Source organism: Afipia dichlorophenoxyacetatis (genome assembly GCF_055386385.1).
Genome location: NZ_AP029250.1, coordinates 5,089,488 through 5,102,975 on the forward strand (window position 1 = coordinate 5,089,488; position 13,488 = coordinate 5,102,975).

A 13,488-nucleotide genomic window follows, 5' to 3' on the forward strand; every position below is an offset into this window, starting at 1 on the left:
CCGGATTCATTCGACCAACACCCGGGCTGTCCCGCCCATGCCGAGGGCATTCGCGCCTGCCCGACCTAGATCAACGCAACGACCGCGCACGAATGGCCCGCGATCCGTGACCTTGGCGCTGATCGATCGACCGTTCGCGTGGTTCGTAATCGTGACGAATGAGCCTAGCGGTCGCGTCTTGTGTGCGACGGTGTAAGGGCTGTTGGCGTATGTGTTGAAGATCGCACCGGAAGCCGTGCGGCGACCGTGATATCCGTCCCCAACACCATACTGAGATGCGATGCAGGTTTCAGCATGGGCAAGCGACGGCGCGCACGGAAGTGCGACCGCAAGTGTGATGCGGAACATTCGATTTTCCTGTTGGTTTAGTAGTCGTGGGAATCCGCTGTTGGAACAGCCAGCGGACACACTGGCCGGTCAGGTCGTCACAACCCTTACTGGCCTCCTTGTTAGGGCGCGTATCTTTTGATATTCAGGTTCCGCCAACCCCTACTCGCATAGGGTGGCGCTCAACTTCGGCCCGGCCCGCATTGTTGATTGAGCGGTCGGGCCTTCTTTTTCCGACCTGGCCAGGGCACGCGCATAAGTGCGCCGCAAGAAGCAGTCTGATCATTTGAGATTCCTATTGGCTGAATGTAGGCTGGCGTGCCCGCCGTCGTTCCACGCACGGTCACGGGATGGCGGCAAAATGCCCGGCTGGCACGACGTGCTACCTGGATTTTTTGGGGAACTATTTTGACTGGAAGAGCGTTTTGAGGCCGTCGCTGAAACCTGAAAGCGGCGACATCGGCCCGGTCGGACCCCTGTGATGAAGGACTCCGCCGACCGGGCTCATTTAAACATTGGGCTTTGTCCGACGTTTAGGTGAGAGCTATGAAGCACGTTACCAGTCGAACGTGGATGCCGGACGACGAACGTCGATTGCTAGAAATGTCCAGAAGCGGAATTTCCGCGATGCGAGCAGCCGTCGCACTGCGACGGTCAACCGTAAGTGTCAAAGCCAGGGCGAAACAGTTAGGCGCGCCTTTCCCTGATGATCGAGTCTTGAAGCGTGAGCGCAGAGCACGCGAACGATCAGATAGCTCGATTGAGGTATAGCGCCCCACCGCTGGGACTGCTGTACTGAAAGGATGTTCGACGATCTGCTATTCAAAGTGTCTGTGACGCTTCTGGGAGCGCTTCCTGTCGTTCTGCTTGCTCTCGTGCTGTTCGCCTAGACTCGGCTAATACTGGCCTTCAACGCTCGCCCGCTGCGCAGTAATCCAGCCGTTACCCTTGCGCAATTCCCGAAAGTCGTCCTCCAGCGCGGTGACGCGGCGATCGGTATCAATCTGGCGTTGCTCGGCCACCCGGATCGAGCCGTTCATATTTGCCACTTCCTTCAGAACATCGACCAGCTTTGTGATCTCAGTTTGCATGGCCGTCATTCCCGTTTCGATTTTCGTGAGACGTCCAGATAATCCCCACCCCCCGCCGAACGCACGCATGACGACGTTGAAGGCGAGCGTAACCGTCGCCACAGTGACGACATTCCAAACCGGGTCCATCAGCCCAATCCTATCTTGAAGGTTTCTTTTTACGCTTCGCAGCTGCGCATGCTCGCGCAACGTCGCGATCACCGATCGATTGAACGGCCACTTGAGCTAGGGCACTGTTGGGCGCGGCCTCGATTTCAGCCGCGATCTGATTTTGAAACTCCTGCGTCCATGTGCGGACGGGAGGGCAAACCGCCGGCGGTGTCGTCGGCGGGATTTCGCAAGTCAGCATGGCGAACCCGAGCGCGAAGCCGGTGCATGTGATCGCTGTCATGCTGAGCCTTCTTTCAGCCGCTTGATTGCGTCCGCGGCGGACTGTGGAGCATCGGCCTGGGCCTGTAGCTCGGCCTGCTGCGCGTCGATGGTGGCTTGCTGGCTGTCGATCGTCGCGGTTGCTGTCGCCAGATCGGAGGTGTTCTTGTTGGCCGTGTATTTATCCCACGCGCTCAGCAGGAATTGAGACAGCCACCCGAGGAGTAGACTGGCCCCTTGCGAGGCCAGCCATGCCGTGATCGTCGCGCCCACGTTACGCGCTCGGTGCAGTCGCCGTCGTGGTGGTGTTCGCCACCTGCGGCAACAGAGCGAGGATCTTCTGAGCGATCGCATCCGGCGTCAGGCCGAAGTGAGCGACCGCGTCTGGCGCCGCCTTGAGAACGTAGTTGACGGCATCAGCAACGAACTGATTGCCGACATCGATCTTAGTTCCGGAAAGCTGGTTGCCGAGTTGGTTGAGCACGAGGCCGGCCGCGTTGGTCGCAGCAGTCTGCAAGCTGGCGCGCATGCTGTCGTCGATCGAGACGCCAAGCTTGGTCTTGAGCAGGTTCAGCACCCAGCCCACGAGGAAGGTGATGACGGCGCCGATCGTGGCGATGATATACGGCACGACGCCGGACCAGATGTCACCCACCGCGATGGTGGTATCGGCCATAGCGGACGAGATGAAGGCAGCAGTGAAGAGGACAGCGCAAAGCGCCGCCTTAACAGGACGGTTCATAGTTCACCTTTGATGTTGATTGCGCAAGGAACCCGCTTGCACTCGGGAACGTTGTTCAGCTCTCCGCGTTTAAGCGGAGGCTGAAGGAGATCGGGATGCGAGAAGAGTTCGGCGTTGGCCAGGTCCTCGGAGAAAATGAAAACAGTGAAGCGCGCCGAGTAATCGCTACGATTGAAGGGCTTACTTATTCAATCTTCGCGTTCACCATTCTGTGCCTCGTCTTCTACGTCGCCATTAGGCACTCGAGGCCAATGGCCCACCTTCTGTTTGGCTAAGCCATTAACGGCACGTAGGAACATCAAGAACAGTTGCGCGTCCGCTCTCCGAAACTTCTGGAGACATTCATGCAGGCGCGTAACAGAGTTTTAGTCGACGGCTTAATCTTTGGCAGTATCGCCGGATTTTCCGGTTTGATCATCCTGACTCTCATCGGATACTATTTCGATTTCGGCTCGATGCAGTCGTCCGTCGATCGCTTCATGCCGTAGCGATGAGCCCATGGTCTAGGAATGAGGAAGCTAAATATCGTTCTCAGCATTGCTCTCGCCGTGGCTGTCGCAATGCTGCTGGGTATCGTGATGATCGCTATACTGGTGTACTTCTTCCCTGACTTAATTGTCGGTATCGCTCCTCCGGCCTCCCGCTAACTCAAGCCTCGCTCGACACCGGATTCCCGGCGCTGGTCACGATCGGCAGATGCTTGACGCCGATGTTCGCCGGCAACGACGCACCCTTCGGCCAGTAGAAGCCGACAAACGCATCCTCGCGATAAGGCGAGACGTTCACCTCGTCGTTCTGGTTGCCGCCGCAGCAGGCCAGCGTGCCACCGCGCGTGCGGCCGGCGACAAACGTCACATGCCCACCGCCGTTGCGGGTCTTCACTGCGATTGCACCGAGCGCCGGACCGGCAAGCTTAACCACCGGCTCGCGTTTCGTGTCACTGTAGGATAGCGCCCAAAGCGGCACGCTCGAGGGTTTCTCACCCGCCTTGGCGAGACAGAACGAGACAAAGCCAGCGCACCAAGGCGTCGAATCGTGCTGATAATCTGAAGCTACCGATTTGATGTCAGCGACTAGCTCCGGGTTATCCTTGGCGCCAGGTCCTTCCTTGAGGCCAATCTGATTTAGAGCCACCGTCAACCAGAGTGGCGGAGCATCTGTGACCGCTTTCGGCGCCAAGGCATCAAGCACCTTTGCGGTCGCGAGGTCGATCACACCGGTGACCGGGAGACCGGCCTTCCGCTGGACCTCCTCGACGGCCGTATCCGTCGCCTGACCGAAATAACCGGTGCCGGTCAGCGGATACCCGGCCGCCTTCATGGCAAGCTGAGCTAATCGAACGGGATCGCCAGATGCACCCATGCGTAAGGGCAATCCGGCCACGAGAGTGGCAAGTGTCATAGTCTTCTCCGATTGTGAAAGGCTGGCTGTTAGAGGGCGCCAGCTGCCCGGAAGAAATCGTCGATCTGCGCTGCGGACATTTGCTGCGCCGTGCCGATCGCGATCGTCAGAGGATGGTCGCGCTCGAACACCGTCGCACCCGAGAGCAACATCTCTGCATTGAATTTATCAGCGGGCTCAAGCCCATCGACGAATGTCTGTAGCGCGGACGGGATAGCTCCGGTTTTCACCGCATCGAGCGCTTCTTGATTGGTGATGCGCCCCTCGATCGCGAGCTCCTGGAAGAATTGACGATCAGATATCGATCCAGGAACCGGCAGCGGCGCCGGCGGGGGATCGTAAGGAACGACCTGCCCGTCGGTGAACTTGCGATAGCCCTGATTCTCGACCAGTTCACGCCACTGCTCGTATGTAATTTCGACGGTTCTCTCTGGCTGCTGAGGAAACAGGTCCTCGATATAGAACGCCGTGGGGAAACCATCTGCGTTGAACGATGCCCAGATTTCCATGATGTCAGTTTCCTATCGCGAAGAAGTAGACGGTTTCACCTGTGTTGCCCGCACCCCCCGATGTGTAGAACCGAGGAGCTAGCGTAAAACCTGTCTTGCTCAGACCTGACTGAGAGGCGGAGTAAATGACGCCGGTGTCACTGCCACTCAGCATCAATTGCAGGTTGAAGCAGTTGTTCGGAAAAGCAGTTGCAAAGGTCTTTGCGCCCGCGCCTGCAGTCGTTCCCCATTGAAAGATGAGACCGTTCGGCAGCGTTAAGATCCCTGTCGACAGCAGGACGTTCCCGCTATCCCACGGCGTCTTTCCCTGGAACATCGCGGATCGAGCAGCCGCCTCGTTACCTGCCGTAAACAATGCATCACCAATGGATGTCGCGCCAAGGTTCGCTCTCGCAGTCGCCGCGTTCGCGAGATCGGACAGATTATTCCCTGCCTGAAGCGCGCTGCCTCCCGGAACGAACGCAAAACCGCCCGACCAATCAGCACTGGTGTTGGAAAGCTTGAAGTACAGCGTTGGAGTATTTCCGTGGGACGAGTCCGATTCCACCAGCACCGACGTGCCCTTGGCCGCACCGTCGAAGGTCGCTCGGCCCGCGAGGTTTGCAACGATTTCTTGAGGTGCAAAAGCTTCGCCATGGTCGCCCTGCGGTCCTTTGAGATTGGTCTCGACCGACCAAACGCCCGCCGCTTTCTTGTAGACGTCGCCACTCACGTTCTCGAGGTACTGATCGCCATCTTTTCCGAGACCTGGAGCAGGCGCGCCCGTGCCCGACAGAAAGCCCGCACCATCCTCACCGGGATCACCCTTCTCGCCGACAGCCGAATAGAAGATGACGTCATAACTGCCCTGGTCGTTCGCCCAGAGCCGGATGGCGGCATTAGAACGTACTTCATACGGATCGGCGCTCCCATCAATCAGCGAGGGTGACGTGATCGACACCGTGCCGGCCCCGATGTTCTTGATCCAGACAGCCCAGCCATCGACGAACTGACCATTCGCACCCGCCGCCGCGAGAGTTGCTGCCACCGCCGTCGCGCGGTTGTACCTGATGACGTTCTCACGATCGTCGACGCCGATCGCATCCGTCGCGTTGACAACTGTCCGCGTTCCGCGCACACCGCCCAAGGTGTAAAAGGCGATCAGGTCACGGACCTTGGCCTGGGTGATGGCAGGGTCATAGCGCAGCGGCGAACGCAGGTTGAGCACATAGGCGGCGCTGGCCTGGTCAGCGCCAGTCCAGGGCAGCGCGAGCTTCAATTGACCGTCGTCAATGACCCCTTTGACGAGAGCGCTGCGGTCATCGATCCAGATCTCGTCAAGCTGCTCGGCAACGGCGAGCCAGAACGTTCCCGTCCCGGTGACGACGTCGCTTCCAGCCGTGACCGATACCGTGCCGGCATCGTAGATGCCGCCAAGCACATCAACCATTTGAATGTCCTATTAGCTTTGAGTGGTGACAGCTAAGGCCGCTTGGATCAGCTCGATATCCGCCGGGGTCTTGGCAGCATCGACCGCCAATAAATGACGTTGCCGCTCTAATTCGCGCTGGCCCGACGAGTCCGGCTTGCTCAAGATCACATCGGCGAATTGATCGACGGTCATTGAGCGAAGCTTTGCCTCCGCCGCTAACGGATCGTCGTCACCCAACACCCGCCCCGCCTTCACGGCCGCCGCGGTCGATCGCTTGGCAGCGTGCGCCTGGTCGCGGTGAGCGTTGCGGAGCATGTCATCGTTGAAAGCCTTGTTGACGGCCGTCACAGCGTTCGCGCGAAGGATCGCCATCGGGTCGAACGTGAGCTTCATCCCTCGACACCTTCATATTGTTGCACCCAGTCCCGATACGGCCACTTCCGCAGGGTGACTCGATAGAGCCCCGGCGTCGGCGCCGGCAGCCACAGGCCAGGCCCGTCATATTGCTGCCGCGGCGTCAGCACGATCTGCTGACCAGCGAGGCTCGCGGTCACCTCGAGCTCACACTCTTTCGGGATGCCCGAGATCCGGACAAGATCGTTCCCACCGGCCTTCACACGCGGCCGGTCGATCTGGATCGGCAAGATCGGCCGATGGCCAACCGTGAAGGCGCCATCAACTTTCTGGACCCAGTGAAGATCAAGGTTCGCATAGCGCTGCGCGTTGTGTTGAACGAACTGATCGCCGCGATCCATCAGGATCTTGTCGTGGCCCTCGTGGTCATAAACCTTGCAGCTTTGCGTGATCTGACCGGTGTCGCGATCAAAGATGCTGAAAACATTTCCTCTGGTCATGAACCGTCCACCGGATTCTCAAAGATCGCGTACCAAATGCGGACATCGCCGGTCCACACGCGGGAGCCAACGGTCGCCGTGCCATAGACATTGCCGAGAAAGACAGAGGACGTTCCAGCGTTGCTGTATGTCCCTCGCAAGTAATCTGCGACGATATTGCCCGCGCCAACAAAATAGGTGAGCCGAGGCGGCGCGATCTTGACGTTCATGTCGTCGGGAACGCCGGCGGCATCCACGAACAACTTGCGCGCGGCGCTCAAGACATACGGGGACTTGGAGAACGCCCTGTTGTACGGAATATTGACTGTGGCCGGCAGGTTGATCGCGCCGCCGTTTTCATCGATCTGGCTTGTTCTGCCGACGAGATCCACAACACCTGTCTTGTGGATGCGCTGCGTTTCGTAACGGCTGTCCATTACGACACTGCCGTCCGGCGCGAATAGCAGCAACGTACCAGGCGGGTCATTGAACGAGAACGTCTTGACCTTTGTCACGATGGCAGCGGCCGATTGATAACCATGAAATGTTCACTCAAGGCGGGCCCGCTTCCAGACTGCTGAATGACGATCTGCCCCACCTGTGAGGTGATCTGCGAGTTCGTCCACGGGCCCCATGTATTATCGAACGGTCGCACGTAACCGAATCCTCCGCCGAGCAGGCCAGTCGATATCAGGTTCGGAAAAACGAGCGCCGCATATGGCAGCCCGTGGACAACAGTTTGCGGAAACGGCGGCGCGGCCACCCCTCGGAGTGCGATTTGAGGGAGTGCACCGGAGAGATTTAGCAGCAGCTGATCGGCGGAAGCGGTTCGGGCATCGACACCCAACGGAGACACGAACACACCAAATTCAGATCCTCGCGGCCCGAAGATGATCTGCGGGATCTTGGTCACGACGGCGTCCCGAGCGGATAGGCCCAGATCATATAGAGGCAGAGCGGCGAAACCGGTTTCGGCGGAAATGCCGGAAAACCGCCAGACCCTAAATTCTGATTAAACGGAGCTGAAACCTCAAGTAAGTAGGGCTCGACGATGATTGTATTCGGAACGGTCGTCGCGAAGTACGAACGAGACCCCGAAAAGGATGAGCCACTGCCAAGCTGCACCAGCTTGTCGTCGTAAATAATCTTGTTGCCCGAGTCGTAACGCCGCTCCTCCCATATCGGCATGTAATTGAGCCCGGTGGCCACCTGCGCCGGTACCCAATTCCATCCGCTAGTCCACGACTCCTGCCCTGCTCCCTGCGGCACGTGCGTCTGAAATTGAACGGAATCGGCCATCGCCACTCCGATCTTTTTCAACTTCAGCAGATTGAGCCAGTTCGAGTCGAAGCTGCGACGGGAGTTGTCGTTGTCGTCGGCGGTGTTCCGAACATCAAACGGATAAAGCGATGACTTAAGCCCGCGCCTTCCGTCCCCGTATGGACCTAGGAGAATGCGACCGACCAGTGCCATCAGACGTTTTGATACCCAATGAGAGCGCCGCCCGAATTGAGCTGCCACTCGATCATGCCGTCAGAACTGCGGATCGTGCCGGCGGTTACCGTGCCAAGGTTAGCGGTCAGAGCTTCGACGGAATCGATCTCGATATTATTGGCCTTGATGCCGCCGTCAGCGATCATGTCGCCGCGGAAAACGATGTTCGCGACGCCGCCCGAAGTGCCGATCGTGAAAACAGGGACCGGCTCGCCGCCGTTGATGCCAGGCGCAGCGACGAAGAAGTTCGTAGCGACCACCACGAAGTCACCCGTCTCGCCGTTGTTGTACTGGATCGTCCCGGTGACGAAACCATTGTTGTCGATCGTGTTGAAGACGGCGCCCGTCAGCTTGCCGTCGATCCCCAGCGCGATCTGTGCGGTTTCGGAGATGGTGACGCCTTGCGATGAAATCAGCGTCCGGACAACCCGGTTCGCCAGCTCGTTCGCGGCGTCTTGCTCAGCTGCAGATGCGGCGATCCGCTGATTGATGAAGCTGATGCCCTTGAGATCGCCGGGCACCTTATTGGCGACGTAGTCCTTAATGCCCTGCTTGAGACTTTCCTTGTCGACCGTATCCGGTGCGATGGTGATGGTCGGAGCCTCGACATCCTTGAAGGCGAACGCACCACTCCGCTGCGCTGTTGCCTGCACGCGCAAGCGTAGGTTCGCTCGATCGACAACGGACGAGAACTTGTTGGCGCTGTTTTCGTAAATCTCGGTCCAGGACGCGCCAGTGTCATAGGACACTTCAGCCGTGTAGTAGCGCGCGCCCGGAGCCGGATTCCAAGAAGCGTCCAGGATAGGCTCAGCCACGCCTTGCCTAAAGTTCGCATTGAGGAACACGACATCAGGCGCCCGCGAGTCCGCCGGGAATTGCGGCGTCGGCAGCGCAGGCGGCGTTCCGAGGTCCGTCTCGTCGTGAACGCGAGGATCGTCGACAACGAAGTTCAAGGTGCAATTGTCACCATTCGGCTGACCAGTGAGCAGCAGACAAACGCGGGACTGGTCTTCTCCGATGCCGAGCTCGAATGACGGATACTCGCCGCCGTCCTCCCGTGCCAGCGCCTGGTCGAGGGTGACGCCTTGTGTGCTTTCGACGTTCACCAGATCCTCGGCATCGATTACGGCGATGCTATCGTCGTCGCCCTTCCCGACCTTAAACGGTCCAATGAACTTTCCATTCGCACGACGCACGCGCATATATTGCTGGCCGTCATCAACCCACACGGGCACAGGATCAAGTGTCAGCTCAATACCGCTCCTCGCCAGCACAGCCCCGGCCTGCCCATAATCCTGCGGGAGTTCCGACTGGAGGCGGACCGTTGAGCCGAACGTTAGGGCGCGGCCTTCATATTCCGTGCCGATCTGCACATTTTCACGCCGATACAGCGCCGATCGGTAATAGAACGCGGCTTCGCGAAACGCATGGTCGCGATTGACGATGCCGTCGATCTGGATCGGCGTCGCATTGGCCGAGGTGAACGTTCCGCTATTCGGCGGATACTGGACCTGCGCCGGACGCCAGGTGTCCTCGTCGATATATTCGAGCACGACTGCGTCAGGATCATCTTCGCCGAGCATGGTCATGGAGATCTGCGTTGTCCCGCGCACGATCTCCCGATCGGTCAAAAGCATCGTCGGCACGTCCCGCCATTCATCGCGAACGGCGGACAGCACGTCACCCAGCCAACAATGTTTGCAGCGCGCCACCATCAAGGCCTTGTCGAAGGCCTCGGCCGGCGCCACGGCCGCATTGAATGTGTAGTCGAAATGATCCCCGCGCGCCTCTGACTGCTCAGCCAGACTTACGATCGTGTTGAAATCGACCTTCGGCAACGTGACGCCGGCGCCATATTGGGCATTGGTCGCCATGTCATAGAACGCCCAGATCGGGTTGCGCGATGGCTGGTTCACAAAAGCAGCCGTCTCACTGTCCCAAACCGGTAAGATCCGTGTGCGGAGCACGCCAAAGCGAAATGAGCCCTGCGTTGTTTCAGTCGCCTTGATCCTGATCGCGATGGTGCTGACGTCGGGAAACGAATTGTTGCCCTTCAAGAATGAGCGCAACCCGGCCCACACCACCTCGTTTGTTCCGGAATTGCCCCCGAGCGGGGCACTAGTGCGTTGGAAACGAACCTCGTAGCGACCATTGCCGACGTCGACTTTAACGCTGTCTCGGATCGGTGACCGGCTGTTATAGGTCCGTGCGGTCGAGAACAGCGTCGAGAAATCGCCGAGGGGCGCGCCGGCGTCATTAATTGGCCGATACTCCGCCACCAGGCCAACGGTCGACGCCCCAAGTTCACCCGTGTCCTGGTTGACGGTGAAGCACCCCGCCGGGAAAACGAAATCGACAGCGATCGACTGCGCCTGAGTGCCGGCCGGATTGGCGACAAAGGGACCAATCCACTGAGTGACGTTAGGGTCAGGCAAGCTCTGCCCGGTGACCTCGGCAGCCTGCGAGACGTTGATCGGGAAAAGAGTGACGTCCTCGCCAGGCCCGTAAAATGCCACCTGCAGGCTGGAGAACGTCGGCGAGACACCATCGGTCGGATTCCAGCAAGGTGTATCGTCGACGAACATCTCTTCGTAGGAGAAATCGCCCATGCCGACGCTGAGCAGGATGTTCTGATATTGGTCGTTCCCCACGAATTCAGCCCAGGGCGTCGCGGCGAAGTCGGGGAATACCTTTTCGCGGCCGTAAGGGACGGGCAACGGCTGACCAAGCTTGGCGGCATTGCCCTGCGCCAGTGCCGAATAGATTTGGCTGACGGTTGCATCCGGTGCGTTCGTTGCGCCCAGCTTCGGAGCCGTCAACGAATTGATCAGCAGCGAACCGCCGAGCGCAATTCCTGCCGTGGCGATGCCGCCGACGATCGTCGCCGCGGCGCCGGTGAGACCAAATGCCCCGGCCAATGCCGGGCCCGCCCACATGGCGAAAGCGGAGACCGCAACCAGCGCCACCAGGCCGAGAACCTGTTTGCCGCCGCTGTTCTGTCCGCCACCTAGAGGCTTAGAGATAAAGCGGACATTGTCGTTCGCCGCGATGCGTGTCTTGCGCCAGTCGCGACGCAGAACAGGTTGACCATTGATTTCGAGAATGGTCGGCAGGCCGTTGCGAAACTGCCATCCGTATCGAGCGTCTCTTACTGCCCAACCGTGCCGGCTAAGGAATGCAGCCACCGTCTCACGCGGCTTTGGCACCGCGCGCGCGATCTCGTATCCAGGCAGAGCAATATGCGTCACCGGCCGGCGCTGATTGTTCCGCTTCCGGCGATCGCGTGACCGCAGGGGCGGCGCCACGGGCTGCAGATGTGTCAATGGTGCGCGCATGATTTCCGTTCGTAAAATAGAAGCTGCTTCCAGCCGATCTGCCTAAGCGCGAGAGGTGTCTCGAAACACACGCCCCGCTTTTGATCGCAGTGAAGGACTCTGCCTTCAGGCCTCAGCCAAACACCCACATGGCCAGGACCCTGAAAACGCCCCATCAAGCACAACGCGCCATTACCGGCCGTGACCAGGCCGTGCGGACCGTCCGGCACGAGCTGCCAATTCACGTGCTCCGGATGGTTGCTGACCGTTCGCACCATCCACTTCCATGACCGCTCGTCCGGGACCTCGATGTGAGGGAGCACGAGGTCAAACAGCTCGCGCTGCACATGACCCGCGAAGTCCCAGCAATTACCACCCTTCCACGACCAGGGCTGGCCAATCAGCGGCGACAGAAACTCCGATCGCGTCATCCGGGCAACAGGCTCGAAAACTGGTTTGTGGTGTAGTTCTTGTCCTGCTTCGGAAAGCGCTTCGATGTCAGCATCGACACCACTACGTTCCCCGTAATGGTCGCCGCCACCGCTTGCACTTCCTTCAGGAGGAAGGCGACCGGACCATAAGCTGGAGACGTCAGGTCACTCGACAGGTACTGTCGATAGAGGATTGTGATGTACGCGCGGACCTGCAGCGCTTCACGGATCTTCGGCATCAGAAACCGGTTGACGTTGTCGATCGACACCTTTGACTGAGGCACTTGCCCTTGACGAACCTCCGGCCAGCCAACAGCAAGCGGACAAGCCGTGAAGAGAACGGACTGACCGGCATCAAACGGCGCACCGGCCTCGATCGAGAAGTTCATGTCGTCGCCAACGTTGGCGACGATCCGCACCGGAACGTCAAACGACGGATGCCAGATTTCCAGCGTGTCGTATTGCTTCACGCTTGGCGGGCACGACGCCTGTGCCTCTTCCCAGGCTTCAGTAAATGTCGGCATGGTCAGGAAGCGCAAGCTCGCGCTTCGACCGCTGGGTGCTTATCACAATGTCCCACGGACAACTCACTTTCATCCGAGCGATTGCTCGCTCGGTTTCGGATGAGACAATCAACAAAATTCAGCGGAAGTAACTCTCGTAGACATAATCATGATTGCCGACAGCTACGGCGTCATATTTGTCTTGCGCTCTTTGTTTAAGCAGGACGCGAGTTTTGAAGTTCGCTCGTATCGTGAAGTAACCAGCACGACTTCGCACTTTTTCAAAATTAAGAGATTTGGAGTTCGGATTGTTGATGAAGTTTTTTACGGCCTGCGTCGTGTCTTCGGCGTCAGCCCGAGACAAGCGTTTCAGGGTCCGCAGGAAGAGACCTGTAAAAGTCACCTCCATGATAGCTACACAAACTGCTTTCGAAGAAACTCTTCTGCGGAGTTACCATCGGTAAATGAGGGCCCTGTGCTCTCACGATCAAACTCGGATTGAAAGGCAAGGAGCGCATAGTAAACATCGATGCAGGCGTTGTATTGAGCAACGCGGATTTTTTCGACGCGTCGCATTAGTTTCCGAACGAATTTTCCAGCAGAAGACGAAAGCTTCGAAATTTCTTCGATCTTCGTCGCGAACTCGGGCTCAACGTGCATCGGGGTGCTGAAGTCCCTGATCATCCCTTCGAACAGATCATTAAGTGGAAAGAATAATCTTCTAACCACATCCAGTTTTTCTTCTTCCTGGATGTCCTTAATGCCGGCGTCCGCTTGGCTTAAGACCTTTCTAAGGCCAGCGACAAGGCCAATGCGCCACTCGAGAGCTTCCTGTTCGAAGCTGCCGACCCGCTTTTCCAAAGACTTCAAGTCACCGCTTACAACCGCAAACGCTAAATCCGCCTTCGGAGGCGGAATTAACATCAATGCAAAATCAATCTGCGCTGCCAAGGCGGTCATGGTACTCATGATCTTCAATATATATGGTCTGAACTCATTACTCAAATGGGCAAAAAGGAAGCTGAAGCGGTTTGCCCAGACGAGAGGGTTAGAAGTGCCGCTT

Annotated in this window: 18 protein-coding genes; 2 read left to right on the top strand and 16 right to left on the bottom strand. The window is 58.4% G+C overall.

What is annotated here, in order from left to right:
- Window positions 1–6: 6 nt before the first annotated feature.
- The 4 genes from ACZ5C3_RS23805 to ACZ5C3_RS23820 form a co-directional block, all read right to left on the bottom strand.
- On the bottom strand, window positions 7–348 hold the full coding sequence (locus ACZ5C3_RS23805; protein ID WP_464033580.1) for a septal ring lytic transglycosylase RlpA family protein: 342 nt from the start codon (window positions 346–348) through the stop codon (window positions 7–9).
- An 875-nt stretch (window positions 349–1,223) separates the two neighbouring features.
- Window positions 1,224–1,547 carry a hypothetical protein gene (locus ACZ5C3_RS23810; protein ID WP_464033581.1) on the bottom strand — a complete coding sequence of 108 codons (324 nt, stop codon included), beginning with the start codon at window positions 1,545–1,547 and terminating at the stop codon, window positions 1,224–1,226.
- Between the two features lie 258 nt (window positions 1,548–1,805).
- Window positions 1,806–2,060, bottom strand: coding sequence for a hypothetical protein (locus ACZ5C3_RS23815; protein ID WP_464033582.1), 255 nt, complete (start codon window positions 2,058–2,060; stop codon window positions 1,806–1,808).
- A gap of 1 nt (window position 2,061) precedes the next feature.
- The gene (locus ACZ5C3_RS23820) at window positions 2,062–2,529 is read right to left on the bottom strand and encodes a hypothetical protein (RefSeq protein WP_464033583.1); all 468 of its coding nucleotides are present in this window, start codon (window positions 2,527–2,529) and stop codon (window positions 2,062–2,064) included.
- A gap of 344 nt (window positions 2,530–2,873) precedes the next feature.
- On the opposite strand from ACZ5C3_RS23820, the gene ACZ5C3_RS23825 reads away from it, so the two are divergent.
- A complete protein-coding gene (locus ACZ5C3_RS23825) occupies window positions 2,874–3,017 on the top strand; it encodes a hypothetical protein (protein ID WP_464033584.1) in 144 nt (47 codons plus the stop codon).
- A 21-nt stretch (window positions 3,018–3,038) separates the two neighbouring features.
- Window positions 3,039–3,176, top strand: coding sequence for a hypothetical protein (locus ACZ5C3_RS23830; protein ID WP_464033585.1), 138 nt, complete (start codon window positions 3,039–3,041; stop codon window positions 3,174–3,176).
- A 1-nt stretch (window position 3,177) separates the two neighbouring features.
- Here ACZ5C3_RS23830 and ACZ5C3_RS23835 read toward each other — a convergent pair whose 3' ends face one another.
- The 12 genes from ACZ5C3_RS23835 to ACZ5C3_RS23890 all read right to left on the bottom strand — a co-directional run bounded on the left by ACZ5C3_RS23835 (window position 3,178) and on the right by ACZ5C3_RS23890 (window position 13,394).
- Entirely contained in the window at window positions 3,178–3,930 is a 753-nt protein-coding gene (locus tag ACZ5C3_RS23835; RefSeq protein WP_464033587.1) for an NlpC/P60 family protein, read from the bottom strand.
- 29 nt (window positions 3,931–3,959) lie between these two features.
- Entirely contained in the window at window positions 3,960–4,439 is a 480-nt protein-coding gene (locus tag ACZ5C3_RS23840; RefSeq protein WP_464033589.1) for a hypothetical protein, read from the bottom strand.
- A gap of 4 nt (window positions 4,440–4,443) precedes the next feature.
- Window positions 4,444–5,868, bottom strand: coding sequence for a gp53-like domain-containing protein (locus ACZ5C3_RS23845; protein ID WP_464033591.1), 1,425 nt, complete (start codon window positions 5,866–5,868; stop codon window positions 4,444–4,446).
- A 12-nt stretch (window positions 5,869–5,880) separates the two neighbouring features.
- Complete coding sequence (locus ACZ5C3_RS23850) at window positions 5,881–6,243, bottom strand: hypothetical protein (RefSeq protein WP_464033592.1); 363 nt, start codon at window positions 6,241–6,243, stop codon at window positions 5,881–5,883.
- Entirely contained in the window at window positions 6,240–6,704 is a 465-nt protein-coding gene (locus ACZ5C3_RS23855; RefSeq protein WP_464033594.1) for a hypothetical protein, read from the bottom strand. Before ACZ5C3_RS23855 ends, ACZ5C3_RS23850 begins: the two co-directional genes overlap by 4 nt.
- Window positions 6,701–7,198, bottom strand: coding sequence for a hypothetical protein (locus ACZ5C3_RS23860; RefSeq protein ID WP_464033595.1), 498 nt, complete (start codon window positions 7,196–7,198; stop codon window positions 6,701–6,703). The genes ACZ5C3_RS23855 and ACZ5C3_RS23860 overlap by 4 nt, the downstream gene beginning before the upstream one ends.
- Window positions 7,195–7,596 (bottom strand): hypothetical protein, encoded by a 402-nt coding sequence (locus ACZ5C3_RS23865; protein ID WP_464033597.1) that lies wholly within the window; start codon window positions 7,594–7,596, stop codon window positions 7,195–7,197. Before ACZ5C3_RS23865 ends, ACZ5C3_RS23860 begins: the two co-directional genes overlap by 4 nt.
- Window positions 7,593–8,156, bottom strand: a complete 564-nt coding sequence (locus tag ACZ5C3_RS23870; protein WP_464033599.1) for a hypothetical protein — start codon at window positions 8,154–8,156, stop codon at window positions 7,593–7,595. The genes ACZ5C3_RS23865 and ACZ5C3_RS23870 overlap by 4 nt, the downstream gene beginning before the upstream one ends.
- Window positions 8,156–11,512 carry a host specificity factor TipJ family phage tail protein gene (locus ACZ5C3_RS23875; RefSeq protein ID WP_464033601.1) on the bottom strand — a complete coding sequence of 1,119 codons (3,357 nt, stop codon included), beginning with the start codon at window positions 11,510–11,512 and terminating at the stop codon, window positions 8,156–8,158. Before ACZ5C3_RS23875 ends, ACZ5C3_RS23870 begins: the two co-directional genes overlap by 1 nt.
- Entirely contained in the window at window positions 11,497–11,922 is a 426-nt protein-coding gene (locus ACZ5C3_RS23880; RefSeq protein WP_464033603.1) for a hypothetical protein, read from the bottom strand. The genes ACZ5C3_RS23875 and ACZ5C3_RS23880 overlap by 16 nt, the downstream gene beginning before the upstream one ends.
- Window positions 11,919–12,446: a DUF1833 family protein gene (locus ACZ5C3_RS23885; protein WP_464033605.1), complete on the bottom strand. Its 528-nt coding sequence runs from the start codon at window positions 12,444–12,446 to the stop codon at window positions 11,919–11,921. The genes ACZ5C3_RS23880 and ACZ5C3_RS23885 overlap by 4 nt, the downstream gene beginning before the upstream one ends.
- Window positions 12,447–12,839: 393 nt before the next feature.
- Complete coding sequence (locus ACZ5C3_RS23890; RefSeq protein WP_464033607.1) at window positions 12,840–13,394, bottom strand: hypothetical protein; 555 nt, start codon at window positions 13,392–13,394, stop codon at window positions 12,840–12,842.
- Window positions 13,395–13,488 lie beyond the last annotated feature (94 nt).